The organism is Bacillus sp. T-10(2022) (assembly GCF_056502895.1).
This window is the reverse complement of record NZ_CP113518.1, coordinates 1735136-1753965: the sequence shown is the minus strand read 5'-3', so window position 1 is coordinate 1753965 and position 18830 is coordinate 1735136. Positions and strand designations below refer to the sequence as shown.

General features: G+C 40.4%; 23 protein-coding genes. 6 read left to right on the top strand and 17 right to left on the bottom strand.

What is annotated here, in order from left to right; translation table 11 throughout:
• Positions 1-21 precede the first annotated feature (21 nt).
• On the bottom strand, positions 22-1047 hold the full coding sequence (locus tag OSJ91_RS08640) for a SepM family pheromone-processing serine protease (RefSeq protein WP_350301941.1): 1026 nt from the start codon (positions 1045-1047) through the stop codon (positions 22-24).
• The gene (locus tag OSJ91_RS08635) at positions 1037-1834 is read right to left on the bottom strand and encodes a patatin-like phospholipase family protein (protein WP_137018809.1); all 798 of its coding nucleotides are present in this window, start codon (positions 1832-1834) and stop codon (positions 1037-1039) included. Before OSJ91_RS08635 ends, OSJ91_RS08640 begins: the two co-directional genes overlap by 11 nt.
• Positions 1835-2142: 308 nt before the next feature.
• Between OSJ91_RS08635 and ylbJ the strand changes: the two genes are divergently transcribed.
• Positions 2143-3360 carry a sporulation integral membrane protein YlbJ gene (gene ylbJ / locus OSJ91_RS08630; RefSeq protein WP_350301940.1) on the top strand — a complete coding sequence of 406 codons (1218 nt, stop codon included), beginning with the start codon at positions 2143-2145 and terminating at the stop codon, positions 3358-3360.
• 43 nt (positions 3361-3403) lie between these two features.
• Here ylbJ and coaD read toward each other — a convergent pair whose 3' ends face one another.
• Both coaD and rsmD read right to left on the bottom strand, forming a co-directional pair.
• Positions 3404-3895 (bottom strand): pantetheine-phosphate adenylyltransferase, encoded by a 492-nt coding sequence (coaD, locus tag OSJ91_RS08625; RefSeq protein WP_350301939.1) that lies wholly within the window; start codon positions 3893-3895, stop codon positions 3404-3406.
• Complete coding sequence (rsmD, locus tag OSJ91_RS08620) at positions 3896-4471, bottom strand: 16S rRNA (guanine(966)-N(2))-methyltransferase RsmD (RefSeq protein WP_034313946.1); 576 nt, start codon at positions 4469-4471, stop codon at positions 3896-3898.
• A gap of 458 nt (positions 4472-4929) precedes the next feature.
• Here rsmD and OSJ91_RS08615 point away from each other — a divergent pair, with 458 nt between their 5' ends.
• Positions 4930-5319, top strand: a complete 390-nt coding sequence (locus OSJ91_RS08615) for a DUF7147 family protein (RefSeq protein ID WP_350301938.1) — start codon at positions 4930-4932, stop codon at positions 5317-5319.
• Positions 5320-5368: 49 nt separating this feature from the next.
• Here OSJ91_RS08615 and OSJ91_RS08610 read toward each other — a convergent pair whose 3' ends face one another.
• Complete coding sequence (locus OSJ91_RS08610; protein WP_048684554.1) at positions 5369-5644, bottom strand: YlbG family protein; 276 nt, start codon at positions 5642-5644, stop codon at positions 5369-5371.
• A 137-nt stretch (positions 5645-5781) separates the two neighbouring features.
• On the opposite strand from OSJ91_RS08610, the gene OSJ91_RS08605 reads away from it, so the two are divergent.
• Complete coding sequence (locus OSJ91_RS08605) at positions 5782-6105, top strand: hypothetical protein (protein WP_350301937.1); 324 nt, start codon at positions 5782-5784, stop codon at positions 6103-6105.
• Between the two features lie 168 nt (positions 6106-6273).
• Here the strand turns inward: OSJ91_RS08605 and OSJ91_RS08600 are convergent, their stop codons facing one another.
• Genes OSJ91_RS08600 through OSJ91_RS08585 form a run of 4 tightly spaced genes read right to left on the bottom strand, consistent with a single transcriptional unit; the run spans position 6274 to position 7956 of the window.
• Positions 6274-6723 carry a YlbF/YmcA family competence regulator gene (locus OSJ91_RS08600; RefSeq protein ID WP_063232132.1) on the bottom strand — a complete coding sequence of 150 codons (450 nt, stop codon included), beginning with the start codon at positions 6721-6723 and terminating at the stop codon, positions 6274-6276.
• Between the two features lie 60 nt (positions 6724-6783).
• Positions 6784-7209: a hypothetical protein gene (locus OSJ91_RS08595; protein ID WP_485891379.1), complete on the bottom strand. Its 426-nt coding sequence runs from the start codon at positions 7207-7209 to the stop codon at positions 6784-6786.
• A gap of 60 nt (positions 7210-7269) precedes the next feature.
• Positions 7270-7512: a YlbE-like family protein gene (locus tag OSJ91_RS08590; RefSeq protein ID WP_350301935.1), complete on the bottom strand. Its 243-nt coding sequence runs from the start codon at positions 7510-7512 to the stop codon at positions 7270-7272.
• Between the two features lie 12 nt (positions 7513-7524).
• Positions 7525-7956, bottom strand: coding sequence for a YlbD family protein (locus OSJ91_RS08585; RefSeq protein ID WP_350301934.1), 432 nt, complete (start codon positions 7954-7956; stop codon positions 7525-7527).
• A gap of 113 nt (positions 7957-8069) precedes the next feature.
• On the opposite strand from OSJ91_RS08585, the gene OSJ91_RS08580 reads away from it, so the two are divergent.
• On the top strand, positions 8070-8261 hold the full coding sequence (locus OSJ91_RS08580; RefSeq protein WP_350301933.1) for a hypothetical protein: 192 nt from the start codon (positions 8070-8072) through the stop codon (positions 8259-8261).
• Positions 8262-8466: 205 nt separating this feature from the next.
• Here the strand turns inward: OSJ91_RS08580 and OSJ91_RS08575 are convergent, their stop codons facing one another.
• Positions 8467-9501 carry a CAP domain-containing protein gene (locus OSJ91_RS08575; RefSeq protein ID WP_350301932.1) on the bottom strand — a complete coding sequence of 345 codons (1035 nt, stop codon included), beginning with the start codon at positions 9499-9501 and terminating at the stop codon, positions 8467-8469.
• 346 nt (positions 9502-9847) lie between these two features.
• Here OSJ91_RS08575 and OSJ91_RS08570 point away from each other — a divergent pair, with 346 nt between their 5' ends.
• The gene (locus OSJ91_RS08570) at positions 9848-10210 is read left to right on the top strand and encodes a YugN family protein (protein ID WP_485891378.1); all 363 of its coding nucleotides are present in this window, start codon (positions 9848-9850) and stop codon (positions 10208-10210) included.
• 113 nt (positions 10211-10323) lie between these two features.
• On the opposite strand, the gene OSJ91_RS08565 is transcribed toward OSJ91_RS08570, so the two are convergent.
• The 7 genes from OSJ91_RS08565 to cyoE all read right to left on the bottom strand — a co-directional run bounded on the left by OSJ91_RS08565 (position 10324) and on the right by cyoE (position 17184).
• Entirely contained in the window at positions 10324-10785 is a 462-nt protein-coding gene (locus tag OSJ91_RS08565) for a DUF420 domain-containing protein (RefSeq protein WP_057278459.1), read from the bottom strand.
• Between the two features lie 207 nt (positions 10786-10992).
• A complete protein-coding gene (gene ctaG / locus OSJ91_RS08560; RefSeq protein ID WP_413016513.1) occupies positions 10993-11895 on the bottom strand; it encodes a cytochrome c oxidase assembly factor CtaG in 903 nt (300 codons plus the stop codon).
• 150 nt (positions 11896-12045) lie between these two features.
• Positions 12046-12381: a cytochrome c oxidase subunit IVB gene (gene ctaF, locus OSJ91_RS08555; protein ID WP_048684534.1), complete on the bottom strand. Its 336-nt coding sequence runs from the start codon at positions 12379-12381 to the stop codon at positions 12046-12048.
• 3 nt (positions 12382-12384) lie between these two features.
• Positions 12385-13014: a cytochrome (ubi)quinol oxidase subunit III gene (locus OSJ91_RS08550; protein ID WP_048684533.1), complete on the bottom strand. Its 630-nt coding sequence runs from the start codon at positions 13012-13014 to the stop codon at positions 12385-12387.
• Positions 13014-14885, bottom strand: coding sequence for a cytochrome c oxidase subunit I (gene ctaD, locus OSJ91_RS08545; protein WP_054396968.1), 1872 nt, complete (start codon positions 14883-14885; stop codon positions 13014-13016). The genes OSJ91_RS08550 and ctaD overlap by 1 nt, the downstream gene beginning before the upstream one ends.
• 24 nt (positions 14886-14909) lie before the next feature.
• A complete protein-coding gene (gene coxB, locus OSJ91_RS08540; protein WP_350301929.1) occupies positions 14910-15992 on the bottom strand; it encodes a cytochrome c oxidase subunit II in 1083 nt (360 codons plus the stop codon).
• Between the two features lie 253 nt (positions 15993-16245).
• A complete protein-coding gene (gene cyoE, locus OSJ91_RS08535; RefSeq protein WP_350301928.1) occupies positions 16246-17184 on the bottom strand; it encodes a heme o synthase in 939 nt (312 codons plus the stop codon).
• Between the two features lie 599 nt (positions 17185-17783).
• Between cyoE and OSJ91_RS08530 the strand changes: the two genes are divergently transcribed.
• A complete protein-coding gene (locus tag OSJ91_RS08530) occupies positions 17784-18770 on the top strand; it encodes a COX15/CtaA family protein (protein ID WP_350301927.1) in 987 nt (328 codons plus the stop codon).
• The last annotated feature ends 60 nt before the right edge of the window (positions 18771-18830 follow it).

Sequence of the window (18830 nt, the reverse complement as noted above, 5' to 3'; positions counted from 1 at the left end):
GATGACTGCCTGCGCTTTTTTTCATTTTTCCTTTCCTTTCAGCTTCGCTAAATAGGCTATTGCATCATCGAAGTTGTCAACCGGTACGATCTTCATGTCCGTGTCGATATCCTTTGCTGCAATGAGTGCATCTTCATAATTCGAACCTGCTGCTCCGTTTTCATTTGGGGCAAAGAATATTTCCGCTCCAGATTTATCGGCTGCAACTATTTTCTGTTGAATACCGCCAATTGGACCGACTGTCCCATCATCAGACATCGTTCCTGTACCCGCTATGTCATAGCCACTTGTAAGATCGCCTTTTGTTAATTGATTATAAATCTCCAATGAAAACATTAAACCAGCCGAAGGACCGCCTATTTGTTCTGAATCTATGGCAATCGCCGGTATTGTGGTCACTTTTCGATTGTCATCCAGCGAAATGCCTATTCCGACCCTATTTGGGTCATTTTTAAAAGGCTGCAATGAAAGAACGGCCGTTTTCTCCGTCTCTTCCCGCTTATACACTATTTTCACTTCATCTCCAGCCTTTTTTCCGTTAATGTAGTCCATGAATTCCTGCGCAGACTTGAATTTAACGTCATCGACCTGAATGATTTGATCGCCCGCTTTCAGCTCTTTAGCTGCCGGCATTCCTTTTAGCACGTCCAAAACATATACACCCAGGTACTCGTAATCGACTTCTTTCCCTGCTTTTTCATATGCGATCTGAATGGCATTATTTTTAGAACCATCCATTAAGTGCAGCTGCCTGATATTATATTCTTCATCCGTTTCATCTTCGCTTCGAATGGAGGTTTCCGGATAAAGCTCCTGATATTTGCTCCATTTCGCCAGCATGTAGGAATATATATTCGCCCGGCCCATCCTTACAGTGGTTAACATAAAGCTTCCTTTTGCTTCATCTCCTCCGGATACCTCAATGATTGGCTCCAATTCTTTAGCCATTCCTGGTTTTGATACATAAAAAGGTAGGGAATAAAGGGCTGATGCTATGAGAAGTATAGCCACCACCAGGAAAGTGCGTACATACATTTTACGGCTCATCTTCAAAGGACTCCTTCCAAGTAACAATGCTCTGCTTAATTTGATCTATCTTTCCTCTTGCAGCTTCTTCTCCAATACTAATTATTTCCTGAACGTTTGTAAATGATTTAGAGCTGTATTTCTCAACCCTGGGGCGTATCATGACGTCTGAAGCAAACTCCCTGCTTTTAACCAGTTCCATTTGCAGGATATCGAGGCTTTGCATGATGACATCATAGATGGAGTTTATCTCCATATCCTGTTTCACGTGGGCTACATCCACACCAATTATGATGTCTGCTCCCATATCCTTCACGACTGAAACAGGAACCCTGTCAACAACGCCGCCATCAACAAGCAGTCTGTTTCCGATTTTTTCGGGAATGAAAATGCCAGGAATGGAAATGCTTGCCCTTACAGCCGGTGCGATGGGACCTTCCTGAAAAATGACTTTTTCCCCCGTTTTTATATCAGTGGCTACCACCGCCACAGGAATATCAAGTTCTTCAAATTTCTTGCCATATGTAAATACCCTGATTAAATCCTTTGTTCGTTTACCTGAAATGAAGCCCATTTTAGGTATGGTGAAGTCTAAATAATACTTTCGCTTAAATGCACGGGACAACTTATAAAGCCTCTCGATATCCGAACCCGCTCCATAAAAGGCTGCAACCATAGCTCCCATGCTGCTTCCAGCAATCATATCTATCGGAATGCCTTCTTGCTGTAATACCTTTATCACGCCAATATGTGCAAACCCCCTAGCTCCTCCTGATCCAAGTGCAAGCCCGACCTTTGGTTTCGACAAAGATATCCCTCCCGCTAGAACTAGTTCAAAATATTGAAATAACACTCATTCAAAGTTATGGTCTTAAACGGATTTATAGAAGCATATTATTTATATTGACAGTGAAACAAGCATGGCAGATATAAACTATGCCAGCCAATAAAGTGCAGGGTTTCATTGAAATTCCACCGTGAGGCTCATCCTCATTTATAATGTCGGAACAATCCACATTTCATCATGCGCTTACTTTTCGAGAAAAGGAAGTTCATATTTTATTATATACGAAACGGACTGCCCTTATTTAGTAACCTTCAAGAGGAGGCTGAATTTTGCTAAAATCAAAATCTAAAACAGTACTGTTAGCTACCTCCGTCACGATGATGGCAGTTGGCTTGATCATCTTCCCCCAAGAATCCTTTGAAGCTTCCAAAGGCGGACTCAATATTTGGTGGACAATTGTGTTCCCTTCGCTTCTACCTTTCTTGATTTTCTCGGAGTTATTAATCAGTTTTGGGGTTGTCAGGTTCATTGGCGTCATGCTCGAACCATTTATGCGCCCCTTATTCCGTGTACCAGGAGTGGGCGGTTTCGTTTGGGCGATGGGACTTGCATCAGGATTTCCAGCCGGGGCGAAATACACTGTGAGGCTTCGTCAGGAAGAACAATTGACCCGCATTGAAGCTGAAAGACTCGTTTGTTTTACGAATTCATCTAATCCATTGTTCCTGTTCGTTGCCGTTGCCGTCGGGTTTTTCCACAATCCTCATTTAGGGATCATCCTTGCACTTTCCCACTACCTAGGAAATTTTTGTGTAGGCATCATCATGCGTTTTTACCGTTGGAAAGAAGAAAAATCCCATACTAAAGTAATGACCAAGCTCCCCTCCATAAGACAAGCTTTTAGCCAAATGCATCGAACCAGAATAAAAGAAACAAGACCATTTGGCAGTTTACTCGGAGATGCGGTACTCTCATCCATCCAAACCCTATTAATGATCGGGGGGTTCATCATTCTCTTTTCGGTGGTGAACAAGCTTTTATTTCATATGAACATTACCGGATTGCTAGCATCGTGGGTCGGAGGAATTTTACATATTTTTAATTTCCCGGATTCCTTAAGCCTCCCCTTCATATCAGGCATGTTTGAAATGACCCTTGGTTCAAAATTAACCAGTACGGTCGAAGATGCGACACTCTTTCAGCAAACTGTGATGACAAGTTTCATCTTAGCTTTCAACGGTTTCAGCATTCAAGCGCAAGTTGCCAGCATCATTGCCGCAACAGACATTCGTTTCACTCCCTTTTTTCTGGCTAGGATAGCACATGGCCTTCTGGCATCCATTATTACAATCTTGCTTTGGGAACCATTCTATAAAGGCAATATGTACAGCGGCAGCCCGTTAAACGCATTCCCAGTCAGCGGATCCGGTGAACACGCGAATTCCCTATATCAGAACATGCTTGATTTCGGCCCCATTCTAACACTCTTGTTTTTGATCCTATATATCATCATATTTACCAAAAGGCTATTCAAAGGCCTTTCTTAAAACCGAAAAAAAGAGCATTGCGCGTAGGCAATGCTCTTTTTTTCTATCCTTTCAGTTCCTTGTACTTTTTGGCCAGGGCTTTCTGGACGACGCTTGGCACTAGTTCGGAGATATCCCCGCCATACTTCGCTACCTCTTTCACGATACTCGAACTCAAGAAAGAATATTGATTTTTCGTCATGATAAAGAATGACTCTATTTTATTGTTTAGGAATCGGTTCATCGAAGTTCCCTGCATTTCATATTCAAAGTCGGAAGTCGCCCTCAATCCCCTGATAATGGCATTCGCGGAAACGCTTTCAGCATAGTCGACCGTCAATCCCTGATAGAAATCCACCTTAACATTCGGCATATGGGCAGTCGCCTCAGTAATCAATTCCAGTCTCTCCTCCACTGTAAAAAGTGAATTTTTCGCTGAATTGTTCACGATGACCACATATACCTCATCAAAAACATTCGCTCCCCTTTGAATGATATCAAGATGACCAAATGTTATTGGATCAAAACTCCCCGGACAAATCGCTATTTTGGACATTCATAGTTCCCCCTGTTCGTGTACGTTTCCCCATTGATAAATCGTAACGGCAATGACGCCATAAACTTCTTTTCTCTTAACGGTAAAGTCACCAACTTTTTCTGGCAATGTAACATCATGGCCATGCTCACAAACAATGTATCCCATATCGTTCAGCAATCGGTATTTATGTATTTCTTCAAGAATCTCGACTAGCTTTTGTTTCTTATAAGGTGGATCAAGAAAAATCAATTCAAAAGTCATTTCCCTTTTCACCAAAGCCTTCAGTGCACGCTCTGAATCATTTTTATAAACTTCTGCACGGTCTGAAAACTTGCATAGTTCCAAATTGGCCTTAACCGTTTGATTTGCTTTAAAATCCCGGTCGACAAATATGGCTTTATCCATGCCTCTGCTTAACGCTTCAATTCCCAGTCCACCGCTCCCGGCAAACAAGTCGAGGACCAGCCCTCCTTCGAAATAAGGACCAATCATATTGAAAATGGATTCCTTGACTTTATCAGTAGTCGGCCGGGTTCCTGTACCCGGTACAGCCTTAAGTGGTCTTCCTTTGCAAATTCCGGAAACGACCCTCATAATCCTCACCACATTTTATGACAAATTTCTGTTACTTTCCTATCCTAACATATTAGAAAAAGCTAGCCAATATTTAAACCCATTTGGCTTCATTTCCAAGATGAAAATCAACGTATCATTTCGGTCCATGGATTCTTTTTATAAATCTTTTACATTTTGAATAATAAAGTGGTTTTTGGCAATAATGTGAATAACAACATTCCTTTTTAGGTGTTGTTGCCAACCGCGGAGAAGGCTTACGTTTCCCCATAAGCTCTTCCTCCGGTTTCTCCTCTCCCTTTGCCTTCTGGTCCTTAGTTAGACATAGAAGGACCCTGCATATTTTTGCAGGGCTTTTTTTATTGTTAAATCTCTGATATCTAAGTGTCTTTGTCATGCTTCGTCAATGAAGTTGTCCTTCTCTTTTATGAGGGATAATGATAAAGTAATGAATAATAAGTTAGTTAGGAGAGGTTTAATTGATTCAACGTTTTATTGAAATTGGACAAGGATATTCCGATATATATGAGTTGCTGGAAGTAGGACGCAATCAGAAACATCGAGTTGCAAGACTTATGGCCATGCATACTACTATAAATGATAAAAAGGTCACGTCATTGGTGATCGTCATGCAGCCCACAGATCCCGGGAAATTCCAGCCGCTTTACATTTGCCGTGAAGGTATACCTAACCCTCATGAGACAAAAAACAAACGCTATGAGCTTTTTGAGAACTTGGCGGAGGAACTGGATAGACCGATTATTGAAATCGACGTGAAACCTTCGGTGCTCTTCGCAGAAATCGAGTTGTACTACCAACACTTAATCGGCATTTTGCGAATGAATAGGTATCTGCCCCCATTAGGTTGATTGATCCCCCTGAATTGAAAAAAGCTGACTCCGCATGAGTCAGCTTTTTTTAAATTCCCATTTTATAATCATATTCTTTCGCTTTATCCGGTTTGGAGTTTTCGAACTCCACCTTCAAAAAAGGCTTGTAAGAAAGGTCCACTTTTTTAACGAACGAATAATTATTCAGCTTTTCCACTAGTGGTTCCACTTCATCCATATTCGTATAAAGCACAACATATTTCAACTTTTTTGAAACATAATGGATATTTCCAAATTTCCTAAGCATTTTGGCTTGTTTTAATGTATGTAAATAGACGATGATTCCCTGTCTCGCTCCAAGCATATCAATAACTCCCTTTTATAAAGGTTTTAACTAAGTGTAGCATAGCAGAATCTTTACTTTCAACCAAGAAAAAAGATTATAAACGAAATTCTCTCACTATTATGAATATATACACTGTGAAGGGAGCGTAACAAACGATGGATTTAAACCAAATTTGGCATCAATTTATTGTTCATCTATTAGATAATGATGAAATTACCCAAGCTTCGATAAAAAAGATCACAGGTATACCATTTTTATATATCCATTACCATCCGGCTCAAAATGATAATAGTAAGCTTTCTTTTTTAATAAAAAAAGCCGCAAGCCTTTCCATGCGCGGCAAGCAGCTTCATTGTGAAACCATCTTCGTACGGCAGGAAGAACATTTATATGTATTCCGGCATCGTTTTTATGTGCCGCAGCAAAAGATGTTTTGCTGCGGCAACCTATGTCCGGATTGTATTTTATATCGCAGTTAATCGCTTCATCACGTATCCGGAATATAATCTTTATACATGCATCGGTTCATTGACCGAAGTCTTGACGTAGGTTCCTTACATGACACAGCCACCGAACTCCGTAGTAATGTCGAATTTCGATGGCTGCATTCAATATACCGGCCTATTGTTCACAATCTGGCCATTACCTTAAGCAGAGCAACCGCAGCTTCCGCCGGTTCCGCAGCTTCCCGTTGAACATCCACCGGATGAAACAAAAAATGGATTCCCCGCTGGAGTTTTGACTTGTTCAGAAACCGCTCGGCCAATCCTTCCGCTTATTTCATCAAGAACGGATTGCAATTCGGTCTCAGCCCGCTTAAACTCAGCAACGGCAGGGTGCATATCCATGTCTCGTTTTGCTTGCCTGGTTTCTAAATTGATGCGTTTATAATCCGGATGATATTTACCGAACCTTTGAACATCTTCAAATAGATCCTTTAGCGAAGTAAACTTGGAAATTTTCCGCTGGGCCTCTTTGTCGCTTTGTAATTTATATAAACTAAGGAGGTATTCTTCCCCTATTTCAGAATGAAGGATCATTTCAGCTAATCCATCAGCCTGTTGTAAAATGTCGATGATTTCCATAGTAGCAAGCATTAACAAGCTCACCTCCACAACCATTTTACCATTTCTCCCTTTTAGATGCTAATGGTTTGATTAAATCGAGGAAGTGATATGTACCTCAATCTCTTTTTGCAGCCCTGTTTTTTCACCTGAACCATTCAAAATCTCCAGCTTAATTTTATGCTTGCCATTCGGGACTTCCTTTAAGATAAATGCTGCCGTTTTCATATCGACTTTCTTTTGATTATCAATAAATACGGACACAGTTGCCAACTGTTCTGGATTTGATTCAGAAAAACCATAGTTTTTCAAGTAGCACTCTACATAGACAGAGTTGCCTTTTACAAAAGTTTTTACCCTAAAGTCCTCATCTGAATTTCGGATGCTCGATACAGTGGTGGCAGCTTTATGTGTAGAAACACCCTGCATGGCTACTCCTGAATTTTCAGGTTCCGGTATTTTCTTCCCACAACCCGAAGCTGCCATCAACACTGTTAGAGCCAATATCAACTTTCTCATTCCATCGTCCCCCTTTTGCCTTTATTGTTCGCCAAAAGGAGTAATTTACTCTTTTTTTCTTCATTCACTTGAAACATTCATCGCTTGAAACATATGAAGCATCATGGAGGCTACCTGAACGCTTTCCGAAAATTTAGAGACCCGATGCGGAATCGACTTTTCAAAATAATATTTCGCCTCGGTTTCAAACACATCCACTTCATGGGGATTACGCATTAACCTTCTGTACCATCCAGGCTGAACCCTCAAGTAATTTCGCATATCTTCGTTTGTTTGGATGAATTCATATATATTCTGACGCATGAAAAACCCTCCTTAATCTTTTGTGAATAAAAAAGGGTTAGCTCTCTGCTCTTTTTCTTTTGGGGGAGGACTTGTATCACCTGATTTATTCCCTTGGAAAGCAGATAACACTCCTTGGATTGCACCGATAGCCTGATTGGCATTAGTAATATATTGTTGAATCTGCCCCATATCCATATTTTTAACTGCACTCATTAACGAACCGATCAACTCAGTGCTTTGGTCTCCCTTTTCCACCGGCGGTGATGGGGATTCTGCATTCATTTTGGACTCACCCACACTGCCGTCAGCCTGCCAGCGTGGATGATCATCTCCGAGTAAATACCACTCTTCAAAAAGTTCCTGCCATGTTGCTTGTTTGCTTCTCACTTCATTCACTAAATGAGGATGCTCCTTTACAAACTCACGAAATCGATCCACGGAGGGCCGTTTTCTTTTTGCCATTACTCTCACCTCACACTTAGACATCGCCTATTGCACCATATGCTCAAGGTAAATAAAAAGTGCATCACATTTCATTTTAAATCCAAATGGATTTTCCAAAAGGAGGTATTTTCATGCCGCATGAATGTGTTTCAATCAAAGACCTCCAAAACCTAGCTGAATCTGCAGATGAAACAGAGTTATCTGATTTATCGGGAATTGTTTCAGGGTTAAAAGCCAAAGTAGAGCAAGGGAACCGCTCTTATTTTTCAATCCTGCTGCAATTAAAAAGATGTAAGCAAACAAGGGACAAGATTCGACCTTAAGCTCAACGGTTCCAAAAGGGTATGCTACCTTTACTGCAGATATCCAAGTTCGTTACGTAAAACCCTTCATCGGCTGATTTCGTGCCACGCAAATTAATACATAGGCAAACGATCATCATTGAGGGGATGGTCCACCGTAATGATGGATGGGGAACTTTTCGCTATATCCAGAACAAGAAAACGGACCCAAATCGGATCCGTTTTTTTATCTCTTTATGAAATTCTGAGTGTAATACTTTTTATATACCCCGACGCCCAGACCTGTAAATTCCTCGTTCAGCATCGCATCCCGATGACCTTTGCTATTTAGCCAGCCTTCCATGACTGCAGCTGCATCCACATATTTAGCCGCTATATTTTCACCTGCTGCCCTGTATTTTACATGACCTGAATCGAGACGCTTTTCCAAATCCCCATTTGTTTCGGAAACCTGGGTTCCTTCAGGTGCGTCCGTCATTTCCCGGCTATGAAGATAGGCAACCCTTGCTGTTGGAGCATCCCATTCTAAAGGCTCCAAATCAAACCGGCTGCGCATTATATTCGTAATATCGAATATTTGCTGCTCATTGCCATCTTCCACTTTCGCCATGTCTTCCTCTGAAAGATCCTTAACTGTCACAAACTCACCATGATAGGTTAACTCATACGGCTGTTGTTTCAATAGGGTCGAATCATTCAAAAATCGGATGCTTGAAACAGTCCCTGTGAATTTATCCAAATAAAGCTGAACATTAATATTCCCTAAATCAATCAACGGTCTCATGTTCATATCTTCCTCCGACAATTCAAAACGATAGGAACTGTCACCAACTTCAATATCAACAGTTGGTTCCACATATAAGCTGGAATAGATGGCATCAATCGATTGTCCAATTTTAAAAGGAGCGACATTCACCTCATCACCGATTCCATAAGCAGATACCACTTTTTCATTTTCAACGGCTAATTGAAAATAATTATTATAACTCTTTTTATAAACCCACCATTCATATCCATAGGCGGACATATCAATTCGATCTGGCTTACCGTATTCCTTTTCTATCTCTTTTGCATTTTTCCCGATTGTTACTGCCAGACCTTCTGTCACTTCAGTAACCCCTTCCTTTTCAGAGGAAGGGCTTTTATCATTTATATGTCCATTGGGGTTAACACCTTTGTTACCATCAATAAGAGGGTTCCCTTCATCTTCATCGCCGATATTGAGATAAATACCGATTACGAAAAAAATAACGATTAACACCAACACCTTACCTAAATTGCGCAGAGGAACACTCCCTCTCTCTATCTAATTTATGTATCCAATGCAAAAAACCTTTCTTTCCTGATTATATCACTGTTCAATCATAATTTTCTAATTTACGATAGACTGCCCCTTCATTAAATTTATTTAAAAAATGGAACTTTTGTGAATGATTGAAATACCATGGTTGAGTTCATTGCAACTTCCACCATTTCGTACTATTATAAAATATAGGATAAAATGGTATATTATAAACATACTTGGAGATTTTTAATATATTCATGTACATAATATTTTCCCGGTATGTCATTTTAATTCTCAATAGTAAACATAGGAGGTACTACTCGTGAAATTTGAAAGCTTCGGAATCGAAAACATCACAGCCGACTTAAACCGATTAGATGACCTAATGCCGCAATATGGTTTAATACGTGCAGAACAATGGGATTACGAAAGAGTCAGTTACGATCGTAAGTTCGAATTAAAAGAAGGCACGTTTTACCTGAGAATACTTGGCTATGCTACAGAGGGCGATGTAGGCTCTCACAGGGCCGTCATTAAGCTTATGGTCCCTCTATTAGGAAAACACTATTATCCACACGGACTTGAATATGGTGAAGGAGAGGATTTCCCTGCATCACTAGTTAAACAAAGTGAAAAAATCCTCACTCAAATCAAAGAAGAACTTACACAATTCAACGGCCTGTAAAAGCCGTAAGTTAAAAGTGAGGTACAAAGAGAGAGGATCATGTGTGATGCTCTCTCTTTTTCGTATCCATTACAAAAGCCTGATGCTTTTTTGCACCAGGCTTTTTCGTTATTTTAAAATCCTAGGATCGCCTTTATTAAAGATGTTGTTTCGCCGCCATGATAAATGACATAAAGCAAGATGTAAACAGCTACTCCTGTAATCCCAGTGAAAAACCAAATGATGCTGGTAGCAGGTCCGATTTTTTTATGAATGGCGAATTTACCTTTAAAACCAGTGGTAAGCATGATGATCCCCAAAACTGCTCCAGTTGTCGCAAGCGTTATATGGAAGATCAAAAAAATCGTATAATAAATCTTAATGTCATCGGGTCCGCCAAATGACGTACTGCCAATGAAGACCGTCCGGGAAAGATATATGGTGAAAAAGATTACCGCAAAAACCGCAGCTGCCATCATGGTTTTCTTATGGGTCTCGATTTTGCGTTGTTTAATTTGATACCAGCCTATTGCAACAGTGATGGCACTTAATACAATGAAAGCTGTACTTATCGTTGGAAGGATTGGTAAAGACATATGTATTGTAGTCCTCTCTATATTTATTAATCAACTACCATTTTATAAGAGGCAATCATAAAATTCAATAAAATCAAGGATTATTAACAGAATGCTCACTTTTATAGAATAGTCAAGTCGAATCACTGGCTATTTGCTTTAAATCAAATATTAGGCAAAGGCAAATAAAAGACTTGTCCGCCCCAAGACAAGTCTTTTACCGTACAATTATTCTACAGTCTGAAAATCCGAAGGTATCGGATCGATATCATTTTGGCCGCCATTCTCCTTTTTGAACCAAGCAAAGAAAATGACACCTAATACATAGCCTAAAACGATTTCTTGGATTACCTTCATCAGAACCCCGCCAAGCTGTTGATCCTCAAGCAATGGCAGTCCATTGAACATTTCCGGGCCACTGAGCGTTAAGCCGGACAGCGCTGAAGCCGGGACGCAAAGTTCCATGGCACTGGCCCAAGATTCTGCATTGGTGAATGTATCATACATCGGATCATTAGCAAAAATGATCAAAGCGCAAGCAGGGGTCATTAAAATGCCACTGCCGAAAATATAAGCTACTTTTTTCACACCTGACAGACTTTCACGTTCCGGAAGTTGATTGACAAGCGGGAACCACATCAAAACAGCGGTAGTAAATAAAAGGACCGTGTATCCGGCATGAAACCACATCCCCGTTTTGATAAAGTCGAACACTAACGGGATATGGTACAACGAGAAAAGAACATTAAATACTAAAAGGGCGATAAGAGGTCTCGTGAAAAATTGAAATAACGGCTTCACTCCCCTTGAGTTTATGAAAGTTCTCATAAGCCAATCCGGAATCGCTATGATAAATAAAGGCGGAATCACGAGATAGAGCAGTGCCATTTGAAACATGTGGGCACTGAACATGATATGGCTCAATAAATCCAGCGGTGATCCTTTTACTGCATATAGAAGGAACATGGCTATCAAAAAATAAGTTGCCTGTTTTACTGTTAGAGCTGAACTGCCCGAAAACTTCTCCCTTTTTTTTGTCACCAGCCAAAAATAGCCAACGGTTATAAGTACGAGGACGGCAAAATAATAAGGACTCCACAAAGCGCGAAATCCGAAAATATCAATAGACAAAAAAATCACCTCGTTCATAAACTTTTTCTTACTTTCATTATACCTAAAATGAAACATGGTAACAAATATAGATAAACTTGGATTCTTTTTCTAGCTAATCAACACATAAAGAAAACCGGCTATCATTCAATAGCCGATTTCCTTTATGGTTTATAACCAAACAATCGTTGTGAACACAAGGACAGTTATCAAGCCGACTGCAAGGCCGGAAAATAAGAACAATGCAATGGTGCCATGCCCTTTATGCTTCATATGCATGAAATAATACAATTGGAAAATCACTTGTACAACTGCCAGCAGCAAAATGACTGGTTTAATGAACCAATGTGAAAACCCCTCGATCCCTACAGCTGCGAAAGCAAGTAATGTAAAGAAAATCATAAGTGTAAATGATATCACTTGGTGTTTCATCTCTTCAGCATTTTTCTTACGGCGATATTTTAAATCGACATTCGGGTTCGCTGAATTTGATTGTTCATTCGCCATCAGTTATCCCACCATTCCCATTAAGTATACGACAGTAAAGATAAACACCCAGACTACGTCAATGAAATGCCAATATAGACTAGCAACATAAAATTTAGGAGCGTTATATAAATTCAAGCCCCTTCTTGCATTACGAACCATAAGAGATATGATCCAAACCAGACCGAAAGCAACGTGTCCTCCATGAAAACCGACTAACGTATAAAACGCGGAGCCGAATGCACTGCTCGTAAAGGTATGATGGAATTCATGAACATAGTGATTAAATTCATAAATCTCAAGACCTAGAAAAGCAAAACCAAGTGCAACTGTAATTACAAGCCATGCTTGCATTTGTTTAAAATGGTTATTTTTCATATGGTACATCGCATACACACTGGTTAATGAACTGGTCAATAACAGCATGGTTGCTACAAATGTCAGCGGTAATTCGAACAAGTCTTTAGCTAAGGCTGCATCACCATTTGGAACTTTATCCTTCAATGCAAGGTAAGTTGCAAAAAGTGAGGCGAATAGTACCGTCTCTCCACCAAGAAACAACCAGAATCCCAAATACTTATTTTTACCTTCTAAAGTCGCTTTCTCGGGAGAAGCAGGCCAAGTGGCATCCGTGAATCTTTCATCTGTTTGCATTATGCCTTACCTCCCTTGTCTTTATCGTCCATAAGTTCTTCTTTATGAATGTGGTATCCATGATCGTCTTTTACGGAACGGATAAACATTGAAGCGAATGTGATCAAAAGTCCAACAATCATTATAGGCAGGGTCCATGTCTTATCATCCATATTATATAAAGCTCCGAATGCGGCAACAAATAAACCCAAGGCAATCGTTAAAGGAAGTATGGATGAATTCGGCATATGGATATCCCCCAGTGGTTCTGCAGGAGTCATTTCCTTTTTCCCTTCCATTTTTTCAACCCAGTAAGGATCTAATCCGCGGACAAGCGGAAGTTGTTTGAAATTATAAAACGGCGGTGGTGATGGGATGGCCCATTCCAGCGTACGGCCGTCTCCCCATGGATCATTGCCGACTTTCTCATTCTTCACAGATGTAATGATTATATTGATGACCATAACCAAGACCCCAAATGCCATTAAGAAGGCTCCAACTGTACTAATCATATTACCTGTATTGAGACCTTGATCGTCCAAGAATGTAAATACGCGACGAGGCATCCCCATCAAACCTAAGAAATGTTGAATGAAGAATGTTAAATGGAAACCGATCAAGAACGTCCAAAATGTGATTTGTCCCAATTTTTCACTTAACATCGTTCCAAACATTTTCGGCCAATAAAAATTGATTCCAGCCAGTAAGCCCAATACAACCCCGCCAACGATTACATAGTGGAAATGGGCAACAACGAAATAACTATCATGGTATTGATAATCAGCTGGTGCTGATGCGAGCATGATACCTGTCACGCCGCCCATGGTAAATGTAGGGATAAAGGCAACTGCATAAAGCATCGGTACCGTGAACTTGACGCTTCCGCCCCACATCGTAAAAATCCAGTTGAATATCTTAATACCCGTCGGCACTGCAATAGCCATGGTAGCAACGGCAAAAATCGCATTCGCGATAGGTCCTAAACCAGTCGTAAACATGTGATGCGCCCAAACCATGAAACCTAAGAAACCGATTAAAACGGTTGCAAATACCATTGATGAATAACCAAATAATCTTTTTCTGGAGAATGTAGCGAAAATTTCGGAAAAAATACCGAAAGCTGGAAGAATCAGGATATATACTTCCGGGTGACCGAATATCCAGAATAAATGCTCCCAAATGATCGTATTCCCGCCCGCTGCTACATCAAAGAAATTCGAGCCGAACATCCTGTCGAACATCATTAACACCAATCCTACGGTAAGCGGAGGAAAAGCGAATAATATCAATGCGGAAACAACGAAAGTTGACCATGTGAACAGCGGCATACGCATATATGTCATACCAGGCGTACGCATATTAATAATGGTTACAAGGAAATTGATCCCCGCAATTAATGTTCCCAATCCTGATATCTGTAATCCCAGGACGTAAAAATCAATACCGTGGCCTTCGGAATGCAGGGAAAGTGATGCATATGATGTCCAGCCTGCATCAGGAGCCCCCCCTAAAAACCATGAAAGATTCAGAAAGACTCCTCCAAAGAAAAACAACCAAAAACCTAACGAGTTCAAAAATGGGAACGCGACATCACGTGCCCCTATCTGTAAGGGTACAACCGCATTCATTACAGCAAACACCAATGGCATGGCTGCCAGAAATATCATAGTTGTACCGTGCATGGTCAATATTTCATTATAAAATCCGGCACTTACGAAGTCATTATTTGGGATTGCAAGCTGGATACGGATAAACATCGCTTCCAAACCGCCGATTACAAAGAATAATCCGCCAGAGATAAGATATAAAATGGCGATTTTCTTATGGTCCACCGTCGTCAGATAATCCCAAAGCGTAGCGCCAAATCCTTTTTTATTAGCGTACGTACTCACGATTTAACCTCCTTAATCAATGTTCTATTTGTCTTCCACCTTAAGCTCTAATAGATAGGCTGCCAGTGCATTAATATCTGAATCCGAAAGTTCGCCGTAAGTACCGGTCATCGTGTTGCCCGGTTTATACTTCTCAGGATCTTTGATCCATTTTTTTACATTCTCTTCAGTATGATCCAATACGCCAGCCACTTTTTGACGCTCACCGAATGTAGCGAGATTCGGAGCCTGACGAGCAGCTTCAGGCCTGCTGTCATTTGGTGTCACCGCATGGCAGCCTATACAACTTTGATTAAAGACATCTTCACCCTGTTTGGCCAGATCACCTTCAACGACAGGTTCCTTCGCGGCTTTCATATCTTTGGTCCACGCTTCAAAATCGCTTTTGGACTTCGTTACGACCTTAAAATCCATCAAAGCATGCGAAGGACCGCAAAGTTCAGCACATTTTCCGTAAAACAAGTTGTTTGAATCTTCAGCCTTTTCACTGTCGAATTCTAAGAAAAACTGATTGACCCCTTCTGTATTGGTATCCATCTTTCCTCCGACAGACGGTACCCAGAATGAATGCTTAACATCTGAAGCAGTTAGATTGAAGTACACTTTTTGATCGGTTGGCACAACCAAATCCTGACTTGTTACAACGCCAAGGTCCGGATATTCAAACTCCCACCAATAAAGGTTCGCCCTGACATTCACGACAAGTGCATCCTTCGTTTTTCCATCCTTATCTTTCTTATCCATTGCCTTTGTGTCGGCTAAGTCGAAAGTCGTGACGACGGTTGGAACAGCCAGAACAATTAAAAGAAGGATAGGAATAACAGTCCAGATAATTTCGAGTTTATGACTTCCTTCAATTTGTTTCGGTATTGTTTCGTCGCCTTCCTTCCGACGGAAGCGTAGTAAAACTACAACGAACAAAATAATCACAACAATAATAACCAGTACCATGATCAGTGTACTCAATATCAGTAAGTCATACTGAGATTGCGCAACATCGCCAGCTGGCTTCAGTGCGGATAGAAATGGTTCGCCGCAGCCCGAAAGGACAAGTCCTACAATACCCAGCAGAGCAATTAGGCGCCATTTGTGCAGCCTTTTTTTCATAGCTTCAGAAACCCCTCTTTCGTCAAAATTTTCTCACAAAAATAAAAATGGGCGCAATTGCGAATATTCTCTCTATGTCAATTTCTAAAAAGAAAGAATCCCTAAACTAAGGAATTATTATGATGATCCATGTAACCGCTCTTATGTATGACCCCGTTGGTTCCGTTAATATGTATGAGTGGCGGTCAGTGCAATATATATCAGTAAGCTGGAGCCTGTAAAAGAACAGGCCGCCAGCTTATTTTAACCAAAACTAGATGAGAGTGACAATAACCATCGCTACAAATAAAATGGTCATATAATTTAAAGAATATACAAACATGGATGTTGCCCATTTAACATCATCTTTCTTTTTATACCCCTTAATTCCCAAAATAAGCCACCCCGTGCTCAATAATGCAGCAAGAATAACCAGCGGAGTTCCTAATGGAGTTAAAAAGAAAGGAACGAACATTAAACAGATGATCCATAGCATAATCGACCTTTTTGCGGCCTTGAAGCCTTTTACGACCGGAAGCATGGGTACTCCGGCTGCACGATATTCTTCGACACGCCTCATTGCTAGTGCATAAAAATGAGGCGGCTGCCACAAGAACATGATCGCAAACAGGACCCAGGCGATCTTATCAAGGCCCGGGTCGACTGCAGCCCACCCGATAAGTGGAGGCACGGCTCCGGATATACTGCCTATAATCGTATTCGAGACAAATCTACGCTTGAAAACCATCGTATATAGAACAACATAGGCGAAGACGCCGAATGCACCTAGTATGGCAGTTGTCATATTAGTCAATGCAAGTAAAATCAGCCCTGCAGCAATTAAGCCGAAACTTAATGCCAATACCTTTGAAGGCTGTACTTTCCCAGTTACCGTTGGACGGTTTTTCGTTCTTTCCATTAAATGATCGATATCACGGTCATAATAATTATTGAAACTGCAAGATCCCGCCATAATGAGCGCCGAACCTGCAAGTGTATAAAACACTACATCTAGATTGCTTAAGAAGCTAAGCCCCGAAAAATGAAGAGCTAACCACACGCCGGTAAAAGCTGTAATTATATTTGAATTGACAATCCCCACTTTTATAAGTGCGAGAAAATCCTTCCAAGCTGTTGTTTCAGGTATATCCGATTGAAGGGCGGCTTTACTGTCCTCCATGACAGCTTCTGACAAACCCCTTGTTTCTGACATTTGTTTTCCTCCTTTAAATCATTCAGCACAGACGCAAATGCAAAAAAATACTTACATATGCTATAGAACATTATTTCATACTTTTTGATATTTGTAACCAAGGAAGCGTAAACAAAAAGTAAATTATTTACCAATGACCGTTGTCAATGGAATCCATCGAGAGACATCATTCTTAATATCATGCTTAATAACAGTAAAATTTAGTAAAATCATTTCTTCAATATATTAAAACACATTTTTGGAAGCTTTTGTGAAAATTTTTCGGATAATTTTTGACCAATTTGTGTCTCGATAATTTACTGCTGTTATAAGAAGTTCATCAAGAACATGAATAGTATGCTGTTATCATCATCCCCTAGGCTTATTCCCTATTTTGCTCCTACTTGAAGGTTTACACTCCCTTTATTTCTATCAAAGTCTTTTGTAACTTTCAACTATTTCAGGCATTTTAATTAATAGCTATAATATAAACTGAACTTGTAAAATCATTCTATTTTGTGTAATATCGAGGAAGTTCGACAAATATTATGAAAAATCTTATGCTATTATTAATTTTAAGAACAATCCTATTTGCTACAGAGAAAAAGGTGGGACTACTAGTGAAATCGTCTCTTAAATGGTTTGCTGTTTTAACAACGATTGTAATGCTTTTCATCTTACTTGGTGGAGCTTTAGTCACGAAGACGGATTCCGGCATGGGTTGCGGCAGGTCATGGCCGTTGTGCAATGGCCAATTGATCCCGGACAAAATCACGATTGAATTGGTCATTGAGCTTTCCCATCGGCTCGTTTCAGGTGCTGGAGGATTCTTGGTTTTAATTTTATCGTATATGTCTTGGAAAAAAATCGGCCATATCCGTGAAGCGCGTTTCTTATCCGTCCTTTCTTTTGGTTTTCTGTTACTGCAAGGGTTGATCGGAGCCGCTGCCGTCATTTGGTCACAATCCGATTTCGTCCTTGCCCTTCATTTTGGCATATCGCTCATTTCCTTTGCTTCCGTCTTTTTACTGACACTGTTGATTTTTGAAGTAGACAAGAAGTTCGAAGCCGAAAAACTTATAGTGGACAAACGAATGACATTCCATATTATTGGCGTATTGATTTTTTGTCTGGCAGTCGTATATACGGGTGCTCTTGTAAGGCATACAGAATCCAGTCTTATCTGTAAGGATTGGCCTTTATGTGTAAATGACAGCGCTGCACTCCCATCCAACCTTTATGAATGGATTCAGATGGGTCACCGTGCAATGGCAGGCGCTATATTCATTTGGGTATCATATGTGGCTTATATCGCCCAAAAACATTACAAAAATCAAAAAGTTTTATATGGCGGTTGGATTGCTGCATTCATTCTCGTATTTTTACAGGTTACAGCTGGAGCCTTCATCATTTTCTCAAGGCAAAACTTATATATCGCATTGACACACGCATTGTTCATTGCCTGCTTTTTTGGTGTAATGAGCTATTTGATGCTATTGACATCAAGAAGTAAAAAAAATGCCCTAGCCAAGCAAAAAGGGAACTCCACGCACACAGTCAAAGGACAGGATGAACAGGATATAACACCAACTGTACCCGCTCGTTAATGTCTGATTGTTCAATCAATAATATAAAAGGACAAAACAAAAACCAACATTCCCGGGAAT

Excerpts from the sequence above, each read along its gene's own strand:
- OSJ91_RS08640 (WP_350301941.1), bottom strand. The coding sequence starts at position 1,047 with ATGAGCCGTAAAATGTATGTACGCACTTTCCTGGTGGTGGCTATACTT.
- coaD (WP_350301939.1), bottom strand. The coding sequence starts at position 3,895 with ATGTCCAAAATAGCGATTTGTCCGGGGAGTTTTGATCCAATAACATTT.
- rsmD (WP_034313946.1), bottom strand. The coding sequence starts at position 4,471 with ATGAGGGTCGTTTCCGGAATTTGCAAAGGAAGACCACTTAAGGCTGTA.
- OSJ91_RS08610 (WP_048684554.1), bottom strand. The coding sequence starts at position 5,644 with ATGCTTGGAGCGAGACAGGGAATCATCGTCTATTTACATACATTAAAA.
- OSJ91_RS08605 (WP_350301937.1), top strand. The coding sequence starts at position 5,782 with ATGGATTTAAACCAAATTTGGCATCAATTTATTGTTCATCTATTAGAT.
- OSJ91_RS08600 (WP_063232132.1), bottom strand. The coding sequence starts at position 6,723 with ATGCTTGCTACTATGGAAATCATCGACATTTTACAACAGGCTGATGGA.
- OSJ91_RS08595 (WP_485891379.1), bottom strand. The coding sequence starts at position 7,209 with ATGAGAAAGTTGATATTGGCTCTAACAGTGTTGATGGCAGCTTCGGGT.
- OSJ91_RS08590 (WP_350301935.1), bottom strand. The coding sequence starts at position 7,512 with ATGCGTCAGAATATATATGAATTCATCCAAACAAACGAAGATATGCGA.
- OSJ91_RS08585 (WP_350301934.1), bottom strand. The coding sequence starts at position 7,956 with ATGGCAAAAAGAAAACGGCCCTCCGTGGATCGATTTCGTGAGTTTGTA.
- OSJ91_RS08580 (WP_350301933.1), top strand. The coding sequence starts at position 8,070 with ATGCCGCATGAATGTGTTTCAATCAAAGACCTCCAAAACCTAGCTGAA.
- OSJ91_RS08565 (WP_057278459.1), bottom strand. The coding sequence starts at position 10,785 with ATGTCTTTACCAATCCTTCCAACGATAAGTACAGCTTTCATTGTATTA.
- ctaF (WP_048684534.1), bottom strand. The coding sequence starts at position 12,381 with ATGGCGAATGAACAATCAAATTCAGCGAACCCGAATGTCGATTTAAAA.
- OSJ91_RS08550 (WP_048684533.1), bottom strand. The coding sequence starts at position 13,014 with ATGCAAACAGATGAAAGATTCACGGATGCCACTTGGCCTGCTTCTCCC.
- coxB (WP_350301929.1), bottom strand. The coding sequence starts at position 15,992 with ATGAAAAAAAGGCTGCACAAATGGCGCCTAATTGCTCTGCTGGGTATT.
- cyoE (WP_350301928.1), bottom strand. The coding sequence starts at position 17,184 with ATGTCAGAAACAAGGGGTTTGTCAGAAGCTGTCATGGAGGACAGTAAA.